16 protein-coding genes are annotated in these 17,545 nt (G+C 60.9%); 10 read left to right on the plus strand and 6 right to left on the minus strand.

All coding sequences use genetic code 11. The features are described 5' to 3' along the window. The first annotated feature begins 27 nt into the window (after positions 1-27). On the plus strand, positions 28-519 hold the full coding sequence (locus tag GE543_RS14230) for an Lrp/AsnC family transcriptional regulator (protein WP_003419292.1): 492 nt from the start codon (positions 28-30) through the stop codon (positions 517-519). Positions 520-532: 13 nt separating this feature from the next. Here GE543_RS14230 and GE543_RS14235 read toward each other — a convergent pair whose 3' ends face one another. The 4 genes from GE543_RS14235 to GE543_RS14250 form a co-directional block, all read right to left on the minus strand. Beyond that, entirely contained in the window at positions 533-1,165 is a 633-nt protein-coding gene (locus tag GE543_RS14235; protein WP_153221701.1) for a pseudouridine synthase, read from the minus strand. Positions 1,166-1,244: 79 nt separating this feature from the next. Further along, positions 1,245-2,708: an AMP nucleosidase gene (gene amn, locus GE543_RS14240; RefSeq protein WP_003392026.1), complete on the minus strand. Its 1,464-nt coding sequence runs from the start codon at positions 2,706-2,708 to the stop codon at positions 1,245-1,247. A gap of 61 nt (positions 2,709-2,769) precedes the next feature. After that, positions 2,770-4,410: an acyl-CoA dehydrogenase family protein gene (locus GE543_RS14245; protein WP_153221702.1), complete on the minus strand. Its 1,641-nt coding sequence runs from the start codon at positions 4,408-4,410 to the stop codon at positions 2,770-2,772. Between the two features lie 120 nt (positions 4,411-4,530). Beyond that, the gene (locus tag GE543_RS14250) at positions 4,531-6,525 is read right to left on the minus strand and encodes a sensor histidine kinase (RefSeq protein WP_178118615.1); all 1,995 of its coding nucleotides are present in this window, start codon (positions 6,523-6,525) and stop codon (positions 4,531-4,533) included. Between the two features lie 365 nt (positions 6,526-6,890). On the opposite strand from GE543_RS14250, the gene GE543_RS14255 reads away from it, so the two are divergent. From GE543_RS14255 to GE543_RS14270, 4 genes are all read left to right on the plus strand, one after another. After that, a complete protein-coding gene (locus tag GE543_RS14255; RefSeq protein ID WP_153221704.1) occupies positions 6,891-7,688 on the plus strand; it encodes a hydroxymethylpyrimidine/phosphomethylpyrimidine kinase in 798 nt (265 codons plus the stop codon). A gap of 23 nt (positions 7,689-7,711) precedes the next feature. Continuing rightward, complete coding sequence (gene thiE, locus GE543_RS14260; protein WP_003419303.1) at positions 7,712-8,329, plus strand: thiamine phosphate synthase; 618 nt, start codon at positions 7,712-7,714, stop codon at positions 8,327-8,329. 282 nt (positions 8,330-8,611) lie between these two features. Further along, entirely contained in the window at positions 8,612-9,895 is a 1,284-nt protein-coding gene (hemL, locus tag GE543_RS14265) for a glutamate-1-semialdehyde 2,1-aminomutase (RefSeq protein WP_003392017.1), read from the plus strand. 296 nt (positions 9,896-10,191) lie between these two features. Beyond that, positions 10,192-10,740: a tetratricopeptide repeat protein gene (locus GE543_RS14270; protein ID WP_004411930.1), complete on the plus strand. Its 549-nt coding sequence runs from the start codon at positions 10,192-10,194 to the stop codon at positions 10,738-10,740. 42 nt (positions 10,741-10,782) lie between these two features. On the opposite strand, the gene GE543_RS14275 is transcribed toward GE543_RS14270, so the two are convergent. Beyond that, the gene (locus GE543_RS14275) at positions 10,783-11,109 is read right to left on the minus strand and encodes a DUF1820 family protein (RefSeq protein WP_003313868.1); all 327 of its coding nucleotides are present in this window, start codon (positions 11,107-11,109) and stop codon (positions 10,783-10,785) included. Between the two features lie 139 nt (positions 11,110-11,248). On the opposite strand from GE543_RS14275, the gene miaB reads away from it, so the two are divergent. From miaB to lnt, 5 genes are all read left to right on the plus strand, one after another. Continuing rightward, positions 11,249-12,577, plus strand: a complete 1,329-nt coding sequence (gene miaB / locus GE543_RS14280) for a tRNA (N6-isopentenyl adenosine(37)-C2)-methylthiotransferase MiaB (RefSeq protein ID WP_046236167.1) — start codon at positions 11,249-11,251, stop codon at positions 12,575-12,577. A gap of 176 nt (positions 12,578-12,753) precedes the next feature. Then, positions 12,754-13,776, plus strand: coding sequence for a PhoH family protein (locus GE543_RS14285; protein WP_003313870.1), 1,023 nt, complete (start codon positions 12,754-12,756; stop codon positions 13,774-13,776). Then, positions 13,769-14,269 (plus strand): rRNA maturation RNase YbeY, encoded by a 501-nt coding sequence (gene ybeY / locus GE543_RS14290; RefSeq protein ID WP_046236168.1) that lies wholly within the window; start codon positions 13,769-13,771, stop codon positions 14,267-14,269. Before GE543_RS14285 ends, ybeY begins: the two co-directional genes overlap by 8 nt. Positions 14,270-14,274: 5 nt before the next feature. After that, positions 14,275-15,117, plus strand: coding sequence for an HlyC/CorC family transporter (locus tag GE543_RS14295; protein ID WP_003368790.1), 843 nt, complete (start codon positions 14,275-14,277; stop codon positions 15,115-15,117). 28 nt (positions 15,118-15,145) lie between these two features. Then, the gene (gene lnt / locus GE543_RS14300) at positions 15,146-16,666 is read left to right on the plus strand and encodes an apolipoprotein N-acyltransferase (protein ID WP_003419312.1); all 1,521 of its coding nucleotides are present in this window, start codon (positions 15,146-15,148) and stop codon (positions 16,664-16,666) included. Between the two features lie 50 nt (positions 16,667-16,716). Here the strand turns inward: lnt and GE543_RS14305 are convergent, their stop codons facing one another. Continuing rightward, positions 16,717-17,487 (minus strand): YdcF family protein, encoded by a 771-nt coding sequence (locus GE543_RS14305; RefSeq protein ID WP_153221705.1) that lies wholly within the window; start codon positions 17,485-17,487, stop codon positions 16,717-16,719. Positions 17,488-17,545 lie beyond the last annotated feature (58 nt).

Here is a 17,545-nt window from a genome sequence, read left to right on the forward strand (position 1 = left end):
GAATAATCCAGCGCAATTGAATTGATAATGGGGTGCATCGTGAGCAAGCTCGACAGATACGACCTGAGCATTTTGGCTGAATTGCAACGGGACGCGCGGATATCCAACCAGGAATTGGCCGAACGCATTGGTCTGTCACCGTCGCCCTGCTCGCGCCGGGTCAAGCAACTGGAAGACGACGGCTATATCGTGCGCCAGGTTGCCTTGCTGGACCGCAAGAAACTGGGTTTGAACCTGACCGCCTACGTGCTGATCGGTATGGACCGGCACACCCCCGAGCGCTTCGAGAACTTCGAGCAGCAGATCCGCAACCTGCCTCAGGTACTGGAATGCAGCCTGGTGACCGGCATGGACGCGGACTATCAACTGAAAGTGGTGGTGCCGGACATGGATCACTATCAGAAACTGCTGCTGGGCCATCTGACCCGCATCGAAGGCGTGACCAGCGTCAAATCGAGCTTTGTGCTCAATCAAGTGCTGGCCAGCACCGAAATGCCGCTGACTCACCTGCGTAACTGAGCGGGCACCTGCGTCACAGTTTTGCGGCGACTTCCCTGTACTGGCCCTGATCAAGGCCCTCAAGCGTCCAGTCGCCAATCCTGACCCGCACCAGGCGCAGGGTCGGCAAGCCGACTGCAGCAGTCATGCGCCGCACTTGCCGATTGCGTCCTTCCTTGATCACCAGCTCCAGCCAGCTTGTCGGCACGCTCTTGCGAAAGCGCACGGGCGGGTTACGCGGCCAGAGTTGCGGTTCCTCGAGCTGCCGCGCTTCGGCGGGCAAGGTCGGCCCGTCGTTGAGCTGGACACCGTCGCGCAACTGCTGCAACTGCTCATCGCTCGGCTCGCCTTCGACCTGTACCCAGTAGGTCTTGGCCAGCTTGTGCTTCGGATCGGCAATGCGCGCCTGCAACTGGCCGTCGTTGGTCAATAGCAGCAAACCTTCGCTGTCGCGATCCAGGCGCCCGGCCGGATAGATGCCGGGGATCTTGATGAAGTCCTTGAGCGTGACTCGTCCTTCTTCATCGCTGAACTGGGTCAGTACGTCGAAAGGCTTGTTGAACAGGATCAGCTTCGGCTCGGCCGGTGGCGCTTTGGCGACACGCCGGGCAGCACCTGCCGGTTTGGAGGCAGGACGGCGGGAATCGGGGCGTTGGGTGCGGGACATGAGAATTCGGCAATCGGAAAACAGAAAGGGCCACTTTAGTGGCCCTTGGTGCAAATACCAATCTATTAACGGCAAGCCATCAACGGAATGGCGGCTCGTCGAAGCTGCGCAGTTTGCGTGAGTGCAGAGAGTTCAGCTCGGTGCGCAGCAGGTCCAGCGCAGCGATACCGATCTTCAAGTGCTGGCTCACTGCACGCTCATAGAACGCATTCGCCGAACCCGGCAGCTTGATTTCGCTGTGCAACGGCTTGTCGGATACGCACAGCAAGGTGCCGTAAGGCACACGCAGGCGATAACCCTGAGCCGCGATGGTGCCACTTTCCATGTCGACCGCCACTGCGCGCGACAGGTTGATCAGCGGACGTTCCTGAGCCCAGCGCAGTTCCCAGTTACGGTCGTCATAGGTCAACACCGTGCCGGTGCGCAGGCGCTTCTTGAGCTCTTCACCGCGCTCGCCGGTAATCTGCGCTGCCGACTCCTGCAGGGCCAGTTGCACTTCGGCCAGAGCCGGAATCGGAATATGTGGCGGCAGTACACGGTCGAGAATCCCGTCGCGACGCATGTAGGCGTGAGCCAACACGTAATCGCCGATGGTCTGCGACTGACGCAGGCCGCCGCAGTGACCGATCATCAGCCAGCAATGCGGACGCAGCACCGCGAGGTGATCGGTGATGTTCTTGGCGTTGGACGGGCCGACGCCGATGTTGACCAGCGTCACGCCGTGACCGTCTTCGGCGATCAGGTGGTAGGCCGGCATCTGATAGCGGTGCCAGACCACGCTGGCGACGATGGCCTGCGCTTCGTCCTGGCCCATGCTCTTGTCGACTACCACGTTACCCGGCAGGACCATGCGCACGAAACGCGGGTCTTCGCGGAGCTTTTCCAGGCCGTGCAGAATGAACTGATCGACATAGCGATGGTAGTTGGTCAGCAGAATCCACGGCTGCACATGGCGCCAGTCACTGCCGGTGTAATGCACCAGACGGCGCAGCGAGAAATCCACCCGCGCAGCGTCGAACAGCGCCAGTGGCAGCGGGTCGACGTTGGCCCAGTCGTAAAGGCCATCGGCAATGCCATCGGTGGCAGCCGACAGGTCGGTGCTCGGGAACACCCGTGCCAGCGCCGCAGCGGTGACGCCGGTGCCGGCGAGCTCATCGCCCTGCTCAACCACGTAAGGATAAGGAATGCTCTGCTCGCTCATGCCGACTTCGACCGTTACGGTGAAATCGTTCATCAGCGGGACAAGTTGTTCGAGCAGGTACTTTTTGAAAGCCTTGGGCTGCGTGACGGTGACGCTGTAAGTACCCGGCAATTGCACCTTGGCATAGGCGCGCGTGGTCACCGGCACTTCGCCCTGGCATTTGTAGACCAGGCGCAGTTCCGGGTAGCTGAATTGCGCGCGCTCTTCGGCGGTGGGTTCGACGCGGTCTTTCAGGTAGCGCTTGAGCGCCTGACTCAGCGCACTGGTGGCGCGTTCATGCAGCTCGGCGAGCCGTTCTACAGCCTGCTCGGCGGTGTCGACAACAACAAAGGCTTGGGTCACGATTCATGTCCTGTCTGATCTTGCAGACGTGCATCGTAACGGGTTCGCGTGCTCATGCCACCTATGGCGAGGACCTTTGCAGCAATGTTTCTACGTCGACGCCCTTTGGTAGTGCGCCATACACTCGCCCGCTGGACACCAGTCGACCGGCAATGAAGCCGTCACTGACCGCCGCGTTACCCGCTTCCAGCAGCAACTTGCCCTGCAAGGCGATGGCGATGTCTTCGGTCAATTGGCGGGCGCGGTACTGAATATCGCCGGTGTCCTGAAACGCAGCCTTGAGCGTGCCGATGTGCGCCGCCAGATGCCGGTCACCATGCCCGTCGCCCAGTTCGTCGAACAGCGCGTCGAGTGCGCCGGGCTCTTTGGACAGGGTTCGCAGCACATCCAGGCATTGCACGTTGCCGGAGCCTTCCCATGTCGAGTTGACCGGCGCTTCGCGGTACAAGCGGGGCAGAATGCTGTCCTCGACATAACCGGCGGCGCCCAGGCACTCGGCGGCTTCGTTGATCATGGCCGGGGCGCGCTTGCAGATCCAGTATTTGCCCACTGCCGTGACCAGGCGCACGAAACGCTTTTCGTGGTCATCATTCTGGTGGTCAAGCGCGCGCCCCATACGCAGGGTCAGGGCCAGCGCGGCCTCGCTTTCAAGGGCCAGGTCAGCCAGCACGTTCTGCATCAACGGCTGCTCGGCGAGCAACCGACCACTGACCGCACGGTGCGCACAATGATGCGTTGCCTGGGTCAGCGCCTGACGCATCAGGGCGCTGGAGCCGATCATGCAGTCGAAACGGGTCATGGCGACCATTTCGATGATGGTCGGCACGCCGCGCCCTTCCTCACCGATCATCCACGCCAGCGCGCCGCGAAATTCGACTTCGCTGGAGGCGTTGGACCAGTTGCCGAGCTTGTTTTTCAGGCGCTGAATGTAGAACTCGTTACGCGTGTCGTCCGGCCGGTGGCGCGGCAGCAGAAAACAGCTGAGGCCCTTGTCGGTCTGCGCCAGGGTCAGGAAGGCATCGCACATGGGCGCCGAGCAGAACCATTTGTGCCCGACCAGTTCGTAGGCCTGGCCGGGACCGCCTGACCCCACCGGGAACGCACGCGTGGTATTGGCCCGCACGTCGGTGCCGCCCTGCTTCTCGGTCATGGCCATGCCAATGGTCGCGCCGTTCTTGTGCGCGATGCCCACGTTGCGTGGATCGTACTCAGTCGACAACACCTTGGGCAGCCAGATTTCAGCCAGGTCCGGTTGCAGCCTGAGCGCAGGCACGCTGGCGAAGGTCATGGTCAGCGGACAGCCGCTGCCGGGGTCTGCCTGGGTATGCAGATAACTCATGGCCGCACGCGCCACGTGAGCGCCGGGATGCGGATCGGTCCATGGCAACGACGGGATGCCATGCTCGATGGCCGTACTCATCAACTGGTGATACGCCGGGTGGAATTCGACCAGGTCAATGCGGTGCCCGTAGCGGTCATGGCTGACAAACTCGGGCTTGTGCTGATTGGCCAAAAAGCCCGCCGCCATCAGCGGGCCACCCGCCAGTGCACCGTAGGCATCGATACGCGGCTGCGCCCAGCCCGCCCCGAATCGGCTGCTCCATTCCTGAAGCGGCACGTCGATACGGTAAAGGTTTGCCCCGTCGAGCGGCGGCGGTTGATTGGTGACTTCGTGGGTTTCGGCGAATTGATTCAGGTTCATGAGTCATCTCCTGCCTGCGTACACGCAACATGCACTCAGTGAACCACGCGCTCGGCCCTCGCAAAAGTGCCGTAGCCGCCTAACCCTCGGCGCTTTCAGCTGATGACGCTATAAGGCCGCTTATATCCCCCATTGAGCCTTGAGTTCAGGCGCCCTGCGCACTGCGCCCGGCACGACCATCAGCATCGGGACGCTCAGCGTGAAACAGCTGCCCTTGCCGGGCTCGGAACGATGACTCAATTCGCCGCCCTGCAGCTCGACCAGTTTCCGGCAGATCGCCAGGCCGATGCCCAGCCCGCCGTACTCACGGGTCATGGAGCCGTCGACCTGAAAGAAATGCTGATACAGCCGGGCTTCGTCCAGGCGGCTGAAGCCGATACCGCTGTCCATCACTTCGACCCGCAGGTACAGACGCTCCAGGTCCTGCGGATGACCACTGAAACGCACCTGCACTGCGCCCTTTCGGGTGAACTTGATGGCGTTGTCCACCAGACACTCGATGCACTGGTAGAGCTTGCTCGCGTCGCCGCGAAGGCTCGGCGGCAGTTTATCGTCCAGATCGAGCGTCAATATCAGGCCCTTGGCATGAGCCGCGCCGCTGAAGCGCTCCTCCAGCCTGTCGGCCAGATCCTTGGGCGCAAACGACTCGCAGTCAGCGAACAGCACACCGGCCTGCAACTCGGTGAGGGTCAGGATGCCGTTGATCATGCTCATCATGTCGCGCGCCGAACTGGCGGCGGTTTGCTGATACATCTCGACTTCGTCGTCCATGTCCAGCGTCTGCATGACCTCCAGCGACCCGATCACCCCGTTCATCGGCGTGCGCAGTTCATGGGTGAGCGTGGCCAGGAACTCGTCCTTCAGCCGGTTGCTGTTGGCCAGTTGCTGGTTGAGACGTTCAAGGTCCTGACCGGCAGCCAGCAAGGTTTGCGCCTGTTGCCGGCGGGCGTGGTTTATACGGTCGGCCAGCGCCATCGACAGGAAGGCCATCTCCAGCACCGTGCCGATGTGCGAGGCGTACATGGTCAGGAAGGTATTGGGCAGATAGCCGAGCAGCATCAAGCCGAAGATCAGTCCGCTGACCATGAACACCGACCAGGCGAGCACAAAATAGCGCCCGACCCTTTCGCCTTTGACAACCGCAACGATACCCGCCAGGTAGATCGTCACGGCGCCTGCCATGACCAGTTGAGCCGCGCCGCGCAGGGCCGGTCCGTAGCTGAGGAACAAGGCCATGCCCATGACCAGTACGGCAGCGCCGATGACCGCCAGCAGCAGCCGGTCAAGCCAGCGGCTCAATTGTGCCGTGCCCAGAAAGCTGCGCGAAAACTGGCAGGCGAATAACGTCGCCAGCGATATCAGGAAGGGGGTCGACGCATTCGCCCACCAAGGGCTGTCAGGCCACAGGTATTCGATGGCAACGCCATTGATCGACATCTGGTAAAGCCCGAACGAGGCGACGTACAGCAGGTAATACAGGTAATCCACCTCACGAACGCTGAGGTAGATGAACAGGTTGTAGACCAGCATGCCCAGCAGCACGCCGTAGATCAGACCGAAGACGTAAACCTTGGAGGGCTGCGCATCCAGATAGGCGTGGGTGGACCAAAGGTAGAGCGGAGCCTGAACAGCGCCTTCGCTGCGAATACGCATGTACAGGGTTCGCGTCTGGCCCGGCGGCAGGTCCAGCTGGAAGAGGTAGTTGTTCTGGGCGAACTGACGGCTGGAGAACGGCAGCATATCGCCGGTATGCCAGGCGCGAGTCGGCTGCCCGTCGGCATCCGGGCCGTAGAAGTCAATGTGGTCCATTGGCGGATAGGCCAGTTCCAGCAGCCAGTCGTTATGAATGCTGGCATCTGTGGGGCGATAGGTGAGCTCGACTTTCAGCCAGAAGGCGGAACGCGAATACCCGGCGTTGAAGGTTCCGGCAGGCACGGGCTGAAAGGCACCGGCGTGAGAGGCGGCGCTGACGCTTTCGATGGTCGCCTCGCCGGTCGGGTCCTCGAATACCTGAATGGCACGACCCAACGGCAGAAAACGAGTGTTTTCATCAAACTCGACTGCATGACTCTGCAACGGCAGCCAAAGAGCCAGAATGATCAACAGATAGCGCATTGAAGCCCCAAGGTAGGTCGTCGCGTTCAATCCATCCATTGATTACGACGTCCCGCAAATTTCTATCCTTGAAACAGGCTAATGATTCAAACACACCATTGAACGTGCACATGTACCGGCAGACATCAGTAAGCACCCGAACCGTCACTCGTCAGCCTTGCCACTCAAGCATAGCCGCTAATAGCTGAAAGACAGTATCGCGATCAAAATCAAGGCAATAGCTCTATATCGGTGACTGCAGAGCAAACATGAGTACTTTTTAAGGTTTTGTCGAGCCCGCCGTCGTCGCCGATTGACCTCGATCCGCAAGAAAAAACCGGCACCCCGAGCGGCCCGCGAAAGGTTTAGTGATAAGCTCGCGCACCATGAATATCTATAGCTCCCGCCCCGTAGTCCTTTGCCTGTCCGGCCACGACCCTAGTGGCGGTGCCGGTATGCAGGCCGATATAGAAGCCCTGCTCGCCCAAGGCTGCCATGCCGCTCCGGTGATTACCGCGCTCACCGTGCAAGACACGGTGAACGTCAGTGATTTCCGCGTGCTGGATCGCGACTGGGTGATGGCGCAAGCCAATGCAGTCCTCAATGATTCGAGCGTAGCAGCCGTCAAGCTGGGCATGCTGGGCTCACTGGAAATGGTCGATACGGTAGTCGATCTGCTTCTGGCTCACCCGCACTTGCCCATGGTCTGTGATCCGGTGTTACGAGCTGGCGGCGGCGGCAGACTGGGCAAGGACGAGGTCGGCTACGCCATGCGCGAGCGCCTGTTGCCGCTATCGACCATCGCCACCCCGAACCTTCCGGAAGCCCGCATTCTTGCCGAGCTGCCCGAAGGCACTGCGGATGAATGCGCTGACAAACTACTGCCGTTTTGTGAATATCTGTTGATCACTGGCGGTCATGGTGATGAACAGCAAATCCATAACCGCCTGTACCTGCGCGGTGGCCAGACCCACACCTTCGTCTGCGAACGTCTTCCCGGCGGTTACCACGGCTCTGGCTGTACCCTGGCCAGCGCACTGGCCGGGCGCATCGCTCAGGGGCAGGAACTGGTCAGCGCGGTGAAGTCGGCACTCGACTACACCTGGCGGACCCTGAGGGATGCCGAACAGTTGGGCCGGGGGCAATTCGTGCCACGTCGGCTGCCGCTGGATTTTTGCTCGTAACACATCGCCATGAGGGTCGATTCATGAAACTGCGTGGCCTGTATGCCATTACCGACAGCCAGTTGCTGTCCGGAAAATTCCTGTCGTACGTCGAAGCTGCGCTGGACGGCGGCGTGACGCTGCTGCAATACCGCGACAAGAACAGTGACGAGTCCCGCCGTCTGCGCGAAGCGACCGAACTGCTCAAGCTCTGCGAACGCTACAAGACCCGGCTGATCATCAACGATGACGCTGAGCTGGCTGCGCGGCTGGGGGTGGGCGTGCACTTGGGGCAGTCCGACGGCTCGCTGCCCGATGCCCGCGCCCTGCTGGGGCACAAGGCGATTGTCGGGGCTACTTGTCATGGCCGCGTGGAATTGGCAGAGCAAGCCAAGGCTGACGGCGCGACGTACGTGGCATTTGGCAGGTTCTTCAATTCCCAGACCAAGCCCGGTGCCCCCGCCGTGCCGCTGGACCTGATCGCTCAGGTGCGTGCCCGGGTCCATCTGCCGATCGCGGTGATTGGCGGCATTACCCTGGAGAACGCGCCGCAACTGGTCGAGCACGGCGCCGACCTGCTCGCCGTGGTGCACGGTTTGTTCGGCGCTGAAAATACTCAGGAAGTGACCCGCCGGGCACGTGCATTCACGGCGCTGCTGTAGAGCGCAATCACTGTGGGCGCGAGCCGGGCGACGCTTCGCTTGCTCGCGAAGGCGATGGTTTAGACCCGCTATTTTCGGGGCCTGCATCGCCCCCTTCGCGAGCAAGCTCGCTCCCACAAGTACGTGGATCCTCATTCGCAGCCGCGCTTCATTTGATATAGTGCGCGTTCCTGCGCCTTCTCTGGCTCATGCCACCCAATAAAGCAGCCCACCCTGAAGCTGCCCGCCTCGGCTGACCCCAGCGTAGACACGAATTCCCCGTTTCAAAGCAGAGACCCGATCATGTCCCGTTCCGAAACACTGTTCGCCAACGCCCAAAAACACATCCCCGGTGGCGTCAATTCGCCGGTTCGCGCCTTCAAGAGCGTCGGTGGCACGCCGCTGTTCTTCAAGCACGCTGCGGGCGCCTACGTGACTGACGAAGACGACAAGCGTTATGTGGATTACGTCGGCTCCTGGGGCCCGATGATTCTTGGCCATAGCCACCCCGACGTGCTCGACGCCGTGCGCAGCCAGCTGGAACACGGCCTGTCCTACGGCGCACCGACGGCCATGGAAACCGAAATGGCCGACCTGGTCTGCGAACTGGTGCCGTCCATGGAAATGGTCCGCATGGTCAGCTCGGGCACTGAAGCGACCATGAGTGCGATCCGTCTGGCCCGTGGTTTCACCGGCCGCGACAGCATCCTCAAGTTCGAAGGCTGCTACCACGGTCACTCCGACAGCCTGCTGGTCAAGGCCGGCTCCGGCGCTCTGACCCTGGGCGTGCCCAGCTCGCCCGGCGTACCTGCTGCTTTCGCCAAACACACCCTGACCGTGCCGTTCAACAACCTCGACGCCGTGCGTGACCTGCTGGCCGAAGTGGGTCAGGAAGTGGCGTGCATCATCGTTGAACCCGTGGCCGGCAACATGAACTGTGTGCCGCCTGCGCCTGGCTACCTGCAAGGCCTACGCGACCTGTGCGACGAGCACGGCGTGGTGCTGATTTTCGATGAAGTGATGACCGGTTTTCGCGTAGCCCTCGGCGGCGCACAGGCTTATTACGGCGTGACGCCCGACCTGAGCACCTTCGGCAAGATCATCGGTGGCGGTATGCCGGTCGGCTGCTTTGGCGGCAAACGCGAAATCATGTCGCACATCGCACCGCTCGGCCCGGTCTATCAGGCCGGCACCCTGTCGGGCAACCCGCTGGCGATGGCGGCCGGCCTGACCACCCTGCGCCTGATCAGCCGTCCTGGCTTTCACGACGAACTGAGCGACTACACCCGTCGCCTGCTCGAAGGTCTGCAACAGCGCGCCGATGCAGCCGGTATCCCGTTCGTGACGACTCAGGCCGGCGGCATGTTCGGCCTGTACTTCAGCGAAGCCGAAGAAATCGTCACCTTCGAAGACGTGATGACCAGTGACTCCGAGCGCTTCAAGCGTTTCTTCCACCTGATGCTGGACGGCGGTGTGTACCTGGCGCCTAGCGCCTTCGAAGCAGGCTTCACTTCTATCGCCCATGGCGATGCCGAGCTGAAACTGACCCTGGATGCCGCAGAAAAGGCATTCGCTGCGTTGAAATAAGCTCGTCAGGCATCACTCGCGCAGGGTGTCAGTGAACCGACGCGAGTGATGACTGCGAATGAAACTGAACGTTAAGTATGCATTTTGCTTCTACAATGCAATGCGAACGCTGCACAGACACGCTGACGACCATCCTCTTTCAGGTAATCCGCCCGTAAAAAAGGCTGTTTTCAGGCCGTGTAGCAGAAAATCCGTAAAGACTTTGTAAGGTTGGCTCTGCTTATTTCATAATGCGCAGCCAGCACGTTTAGCTGGTCGGGCATGCCCGCACCTTTTTCAGAGGTAAGTCGACTCCCATGAACCGCACCGGCCGCACCCTTGTATTGGGCTGCCTGTTGCTTGTCTATCCCCTGCTGGCAAGTGCCGGCGGCAACTCGTTGTTAGTACCGGCGATGGGTCGTTGCACCCTCAATACCCAGCCAGAGAACCTGCCTGCAGCGCTTGAAGCCTGCCAGCAGGCCGCCAAGGGTGGGGACGCGCAGGCACAGTACGAGTTGGGTGAGTTCTATTACGAGGGCAAAAATGCACCTCGCGATTTGCCGCAGGCGCTGAATTATTTCGAGCAGGCTTCACTGCAGGGCCATGCCCAGGCGCAGTATCAACTGGGCTTGATGTTCAGCCGTGGCGAAGGTGTGCAGGCCAATAACATTCAGGCGTACATCGTGCTGAAGATGGCCGCGGTCAACGGCTCGGAAGAGGCGCTGGACGCTGCCGACGAAGTGTCGGCGAAGATGCCGCGTGACGAACTCGAAGTGGCGACTCAGGTACTCGGGCAGATTTTCCGCAAATACCTGCTTGAACTGCAGACCGCCGAAGGGCGCAGTCCCTTCTCTCCGTTGCCCTGATCAGGAATCTTTCAGGGCAATCGCGATTCACACCTGCAACGCTTACTTTTCCGGCATCGGCATGGGGAACGGCATCACATTGCTGGTGCCGCGCGCTTCGCTGATTTTCGGTGTGCCCATGCGCTCGACTTCATCGATGCGCACAATCGAATGCATCGGCACGAAACTGCGCACCACGCCTTCGAACTGGGCCTTGAGCTTCTCTTCGCTGGGGTCCACCACAACGGTCGTGCGCTCGCCGAAGACGAATTCTTCAACTTCCAGAAAGCCCCACAGATCACTTTGGTAGATCTGCTTGGCGTACATCTCGAACACCTGTCCCTGGTTGAGAAAAATCACCTTGTAGATTGGAGCTTCGCGTTTGGTCATAACGGGCGGGTAACGATCAGAGATGAAAAAGGGGCACGGACTATAGCATGTCCGTCCGCCTCGTCGGACAGCCGACGCTAGGAACCCGAGCCCTTCATCCTTATAATGCGCGGTTCACTGACACGGTTGATCATCACGCATGGCCAAAAAGCTTTATATCGAAACCCACGGTTGCCAGATGAACGAGTACGACAGCTCGCGCATGGTCGACCTGCTGGGCGAACATCAGGCCCTGGAAGTCACCGCTCGCGCGGAAGACGCCGACGTGATCCTGCTCAATACCTGCTCGATTCGTGAGCGCGCCCAGGACCGGGTGTACTCCCAGTTGGGCCGCTGGCGTGAGCTGAAGCTGGCCAATCCGGAAATGGTCATCGCTGTCGGTGGCTGCGTGGCCAGCCAGGAAGGCGCAGCCATTCGTGATCGCGCGCCCTACGTGGACGTGGTGTTCGGCCCGCAGACCCTGCACCGCCTGCCGGAAATGATCGACGCCGCACGCGTGACCCGCTTGCCGCAGGTCGATGTCTCGTTCCCGGAAATCGAAAAATTCGACCACTTGCCCGAGCCGCGCGTCGATGGCCCGAGCGCTTATGTGTCGGTGATGGAAGGCTGCAGCAAATACTGCACGTTCTGCGTGGTGCCCTACACCCGTGGCGAAGAAGTCAGTCGTCCGTTCGACGACGTGCTGAGCGAAGTGATCCACCTGGCCGAAAACGGCGTGCGTGAAGTCACCCTGCTGGGGCAGAACGTCAACGGTTATCGCGGCACCACCCACGACGGCCGCGTTGCAGACCTGGCGGACCTGATCCGCGTAGTCGCCGCCGTCGATGGCATCGATCGCATTCGCTATACCACCTCGCACCCGCTGGAGTTTTCCGACAGCCTGATCCAGGCCCACGCGGAAGTCCCGGAACTGGTCAAACACCTGCATTTGCCTGTGCAGTCGGGTTCCGACCGCATTCTGGCGGCCATGAAGCGCAACCACACCACGCTGGAATACAAGTCCCGCTTGCGCAAGCTCAGGGCAGCGGTGCCAGGCATCAGTATCAGTTCCGACTTCATCGTCGGCTTCCCCGGCGAAACCGAAAAGGATTTCGATAACACCATGAAGCTGATCGAGGACGTGGGTTTCGACTTCTCGTTCTCGTTCGTATACAGCCCGCGTCCGGGCACGCCCGCTGCGGACCTCAAGGACGATACGCCGGAAGCCCTGAAGAAAGAGCGACTGGCCGCGCTGCAACATCGCCTGAACCAGCAGGGTTTCGAGATCAGCCGGCAGATGGTGGGCAGCACCCAGCGCATTCTGGTGACCGACTACTCGAAGAAAGACCCAGGCGAACTGCAGGGGCGCACCGAGAATAACCGGATCGTCAATTTTCGCTGCGACAACCCCAAATTGATCGGGCAGTTTGCCGATGTACACATCGATGATGCGCAGCCTCACTCGTTGCGCGGCTCGCTGCTACAGTAAAGCTTGAGTGTCGCCGCAGAAACGAATCGCCGAATGAATTCGTTTCTGCGCGGTCCCTACCATTGAGCACGGTGAATCCCTGGCGCAGCCTTTAACAAGGCAAAGCTTTCGCACAACCAGCGCTAGGGGTATTCTTCAATACATCTCAATTGCCGCCGGACGGCCATTAAACGACCTTGAACGCACCCATAGAACCTCATCGTTTCACCCTCGAGCCTTTCGAGGCCCATCGTTTCGCCAACTTGTGCGGGCAACTCGACGAGCACTTGCGCCTGATCGAGCAACGCCTGGACATCGAGATCCGCAATCGCGGCAATCAATTCGAGCTCATTGGCGACCCCAAACAAAATCATTCCGCCGAGAACCTGCTGCGCCGTCTGTACCGGGAAACCAAAGGTACCGAACTGACGCCGGACATGGTCCACCTGTTCCTCCAGGAATCGGGTGTGGACGGCCTCGACAATCACCCTGCTGCCGAAGTCGGCGTCTCGCTGCGCACCAAAAAGGGCATGATTCGCCCGCGCGGCCTGAACCAGCAGCGTTACGTCAAGGAAGTCCTCAGCAACGACATCAACTTCGGCATCGGCCCTGCGGGTACCGGCAAGACCTACCTGGCGGTGGCCTGCGCGGTGGATGCACTGGAGCGCGAGCAGATCCGCCGCATCCTGCTGGTGCGCCCGGCGGTCGAGGCTGGCGAGAAGCTGGGCTTCCTGCCCGGCGATCTGGCGCAGAAGATCGACCCGTACCTGCGCCCGCTGTATGACGCGCTGTACGAGATGCTCGGTTTCGAATACGTCGCCAAGCTGATCGAGAAGCAGGTCATTGAAGTGGCACCGCTGGCTTACATGCGCGGACGCACCCTTAATAACAGCTTCATCATTCTCGACGAAAGTCAGAACACCACCGTCGAGCAGATGAAGATGTTCCTGACCCGTATCGGCTTCGGCTCCACGGCCGTGATCACCGGCGATATCACCCAGGTCGACCTGCCCAAGGGCACTCGCTCCGGGCTGACGCACGTCATCGATGTGCTCAAGGACGTGCCGGGCATCAGCTTCACGCATTTCAAACCCAAGGATGTGGTTCGCCACCCACTGGTGCAGCGCATCGTCGAAGCCTACGAGCGTTTCGACGACCGCCTCAGCGATGGTCCGTCGGGCAACAACAGTTACCCACGGGACAAACACCGCGATGCTTGAGCTGGACCTGCAGATTGCAAGCGAGACAAGCGCCCCTGACGAAGCCCGATTCCGCCTCTGGTGTGAAATGGGCTTGCGTCAGCGCAGTGCCGACTCCGAGCTGACCATCCGCCTGGTTGACGAAACCGAAGGCCGTGAGCTCAATAACACCTGGCGACACAAAAATTACGCAACAAACGTGCTTTCATTCCCGGCGGACGTTCCAGACGACATGCTGGACATCCCGTTGCTGGGCGATCTGGTCATCTGTGTTCCGGTTGTCAACCGTGAAGCCGTTGAACAGGGCAAGTCCGTCGACGCGCACTGGGCGCACATGGTCATTCATGGCTGCCTTCATCTGTTGGGTTACGACCACATCGACGATGAAGAAGCCGAAGAAATGGAAGCACTGGAACGAACGTTGCTTAAGGAGCTGGGCTATCCCGATCCTTACGCCGACGACGAAAGTGCCGACCTCCCCCATTCAGACACACCAAGCAAGGACCACGAGTAAGGGCTATGAGCGAAGACCGATCGAGCAACGGGCAAAAGTCATGGTTGGGTAAACTGACCCAGGCCTTTGTCCATGAGCCGAAAAACCGCCAGGAGCTGCTTGAGCTGCTGCGCGAAGCCCACCAGAACAAACTGCTGGACAGCGAAGCGCTGGCCATCGTCGAGGGCGCCATCCAAGTGGCTGACCTGCAAGTGCGCGACATCATGGTGCCGCGCTCGCAGATGATCAGCATCAAGGCGACCCAGACACCCCGTGAATTTCTGCCGGCGGTCATCGATGCTGCGCATTCGCGCTATCCGGTGATCGGCGAGAGCCACGATGACGTGCTCGGTGTGCTGCTGGCCAAGGATCTGCTGCCGCTGATCCTCAAGGCCGACGGCGACAGCGATGACGTCAAGAAGCTGCTGCGTCCGGCCACCTTCGTGCCCGAGTCCAAGCGTCTCAACGTGCTGCTGCGCGAATTTCGCGCCAACCACAACCACATGGCCATCGTCATTGACGAATACGGCGGCGTGGCAGGTCTGGTAACCATCGAAGACGTGCTGGAACAGATCGTCGGCGACATCGAAGACGAACACGACGTCGAGGAAGACAGCTACATCAAACCGCTGCCCAGCGGCGACTTCCTGGTCAAGGCCCTTACCCCGGTCGAGAATTTCAACGAGTTCTTCGACAGCACGTTCTCGGACGACGAGTTCGACACCGTGGGCGGTCTGGTGATGAATGCCTTCGGCCATCTGCCCAAGCGCAACGAAATCACTGAAATCGGTGCTTATCGTTTCCGCATCCTGAGCGCTGACAGCCGTCGCATTCATTTGCTGCGCGTGACGCCCATTTCACGTCCGTAAACACCTGATGCTGCTTTAAGGAATCTACATGCGCTGGATAACCCGCCCCGGCTGGCCCGGTAACCTGCTGGCCCTGGCGGCTGGCGGGCTCACGACCCTGGCCCTGGCGCCTTTTGACCTCTGGCCTCTGGTGCTGGTGGCAGTGGCGATGTTCTATCTGGGCTTGCGCGACCTGAACCCGCGCCAGGCACTGGCCCGTGGCTGGTGCTATGGCTTCGGTCTGTACGGCGCCGGCACCAGCTGGATCTACGTCAGCATCCACACCTACGGCGGCGCTTCCGTACTACTGGCCGGGCTGTTGATGCTGTTGTTCATCGCCGCCATTGCCCTGTTCTTCGCCCTGCCCGCCTGGGTCTGGGCGCGCTGGCTGCGTCGCAATGAGGCACCGCTGGCCGATGCGCTGGCCTTCGCAGCACTGTGGCTGTGGCAGGAAGCGTTTCGCGGCTGGTTTCTCACCGGCTTCCCGTGGCTCTATTCCGGCTACAGTCAGCTCGACGGCCCACTGGCCGGGCTCGCCCCCGTCGGCGGCGTATGGCTGATTTCGTTCTCGCTGGCGCTGACTGCTGCACTGTTGTGCAACCTGCACCGCCTGCGTGCACGCAAATCGTTTCTGGCCATGGGCGTGGTGCTGTTGCTGGCCCCGTGGGTCATCGGCCTGGCCCTCAAGGGGCACGCCTGGACATCGCCGTCCGGTGCGCCACTGAAAGTTGCGGCGATGCAGGGCAACGTCGAACAAAGCATGAAGTGGGACCCGCAAAAGCTCAACGATCAGCTGGCGTTGTACCGCGACATGACCTTCCGCTCGCAGCAGGCAGACCTGATCGTCTGGCCGGAAACCGCCGTGCCGGTGCTCAAGGAAAGCGCAGAAGGCTATCTGTCGATGATGGGCAAGTTCGCTTCGGACCGCGGCGCGGCGCTGATCACCGGCGTACCGGTGCGTGAACCGACCGGGCGCGGTGAGTATCGTTATTACAACGGCATCACGGTCACGGGTCAGGGTGACGGCACCTACTACAAGCAGAAGCTGGTGCCGTTCGGTGAGTACGTGCCGCTGCAGGACCTGCTGCGCGGGCTGATTTCCTTCTTCGACCTGCCGATGTCGGACTTCGCGCGCGGGCCGAACGATCAGGCGTTATTGCAGGCCAAGGGTTATCACATCGCGCCGTTCATCTGCTACGAAGTGGTCTATCCGGAGTTCGCCGCGGGCCTGTCGGCGCAAAGCGACCTGCTGCTGACGGTCAGCAACGACACCTGGTTCGGCACCTCGATCGGCCCTCTGCAACACTTGCAGATGGCCCAGATGCGCGCGCTTGAAGCGGGCCGCTGGATGATCCGGGCAACCAACAACGGCGTGACCGCGCTGATCGACCCGTTCGGCAAAATCACCGAGCAGATTCCGCAGTTCGAACGCGGCGTGCTGTACGGCGAAGTGGTGCCCATGCATGAACTCACGCCGTATCTGCACTGGCGCTCGTGGCCGCTGGCGATTGTCTGCCTGCTGCTGTTTGGCTGGGCGTTGATGGCGGCACGGATTTCAAAGACCGTGTGACTGCACGAAGCCGGTTTCATCTGCCTGCAGGTGAAATCGGCTTCAGATGATCATTGCCCCTTCCGATAGATCCACGGATAAACCAGCAAGCCTGCGGCTTCATTGAGCAGCACCCCGCTCTGCGTGAACACGCGACTTTCAGGCAGCCAGCCACCAAAAGGCCTGGCGTTGTCGACCCCCATAAAGCCGACCGGCGCCCCCACCACCGTGAAACCTGCCTGCTCGAAACTCCAGCGTGCCCGCGGCATATGCCAGGCCTGAGTCACCAACACCACGCGCTTGATGCCTTGCGGCTGCAGAATCGCGGCGCTCATGGTCGCGTTTTCCCACGTGGTGCGGCTCAACCCCTCCTGCCAGCGCACCGCCACAGCAAAATCATCCTGCAGCGACTGCGCCATGATCGCCGCCTCGCTGGGCGGCTGGTCAAAATGCAGGCCGCCAGAGGTCAGTATTGGCAGCCCGGACTCTTTCGCCAATCGAGCCGCCAAACGCAAGCGCTCGAGTCCAAGACCGGTGGGCGTGTCTGTGCCCCAGGTCGGCGAGTTGCGCTCGCGCCCGTTACCCAGCACCACAATGGCATCCGCCTGCTGCGCCAGCGTCGCCCACTGCTGTTGCGGCAAGGGAGGGACCTGCTCCAGCTCACGAGCGGCAAACTCTACGGCGACCGGCAGGCTCATCAGCCACAATCCGCCGAGGCCGACCGCGAAAAAAGTCGCAGCCAGACGCGGCCGCGTGCGACGCAACCACCGGCCAAGGATCAGCAGGACAAACAGAATGCCGGGCGGCAAAAGAAGGGCTTTGAGCAGGTAGCGCAGCGGCATCGGGACATCTCCATGAGTGCCCGCAGCCTAGAATGTTTGCAGACACGCGACAATGTCT

Source organism: Pseudomonas sp. SZ57, from assembly GCF_009495975.1.
Lineage (GTDB): Bacteria > Pseudomonadota > Gammaproteobacteria > Pseudomonadales > Pseudomonadaceae > Aquipseudomonas > Aquipseudomonas syringae.

Excerpts from the sequence above, each read along its gene's own strand:
- GE543_RS14295 (WP_003368790.1), top strand. The coding sequence starts at position 14,275 with ATGAGCGAAGACCGATCGAGCAACGGGCAAAAGTCATGGTTGGGTAAA.
- GE543_RS14235 (WP_153221701.1), bottom strand. The coding sequence starts at position 1,165 with ATGTCCCGCACCCAACGCCCCGATTCCCGCCGTCCTGCCTCCAAACCG.
- GE543_RS14230 (WP_003419292.1), top strand. The coding sequence starts at position 28 with ATGGGGTGCATCGTGAGCAAGCTCGACAGATACGACCTGAGCATTTTG.
- GE543_RS14275 (WP_003313868.1), bottom strand. The coding sequence starts at position 11,109 with ATGACCAAACGCGAAGCTCCAATCTACAAGGTGATTTTTCTCAACCAG.
- ybeY (WP_046236168.1), top strand. The coding sequence starts at position 13,769 with ATGCTTGAGCTGGACCTGCAGATTGCAAGCGAGACAAGCGCCCCTGAC.
- GE543_RS14270 (WP_004411930.1), top strand. The coding sequence starts at position 10,192 with ATGAACCGCACCGGCCGCACCCTTGTATTGGGCTGCCTGTTGCTTGTC.
- miaB (WP_046236167.1), top strand. The coding sequence starts at position 11,249 with ATGGCCAAAAAGCTTTATATCGAAACCCACGGTTGCCAGATGAACGAG.
- GE543_RS14305 (WP_153221705.1), bottom strand. The coding sequence starts at position 17,487 with ATGCCGCTGCGCTACCTGCTCAAAGCCCTTCTTTTGCCGCCCGGCATT.
- hemL (WP_003392017.1), top strand. The coding sequence starts at position 8,612 with ATGTCCCGTTCCGAAACACTGTTCGCCAACGCCCAAAAACACATCCCC.
- GE543_RS14245 (WP_153221702.1), bottom strand. The coding sequence starts at position 4,410 with ATGAACCTGAATCAATTCGCCGAAACCCACGAAGTCACCAATCAACCG.
- thiE (WP_003419303.1), top strand. The coding sequence starts at position 7,712 with ATGAAACTGCGTGGCCTGTATGCCATTACCGACAGCCAGTTGCTGTCC.
- GE543_RS14250 (WP_178118615.1), bottom strand. The coding sequence starts at position 6,525 with ATGCGCTATCTGTTGATCATTCTGGCTCTTTGGCTGCCGTTGCAGAGT.
- GE543_RS14255 (WP_153221704.1), top strand. The coding sequence starts at position 6,891 with ATGAATATCTATAGCTCCCGCCCCGTAGTCCTTTGCCTGTCCGGCCAC.
- lnt (WP_003419312.1), top strand. The coding sequence starts at position 15,146 with ATGCGCTGGATAACCCGCCCCGGCTGGCCCGGTAACCTGCTGGCCCTG.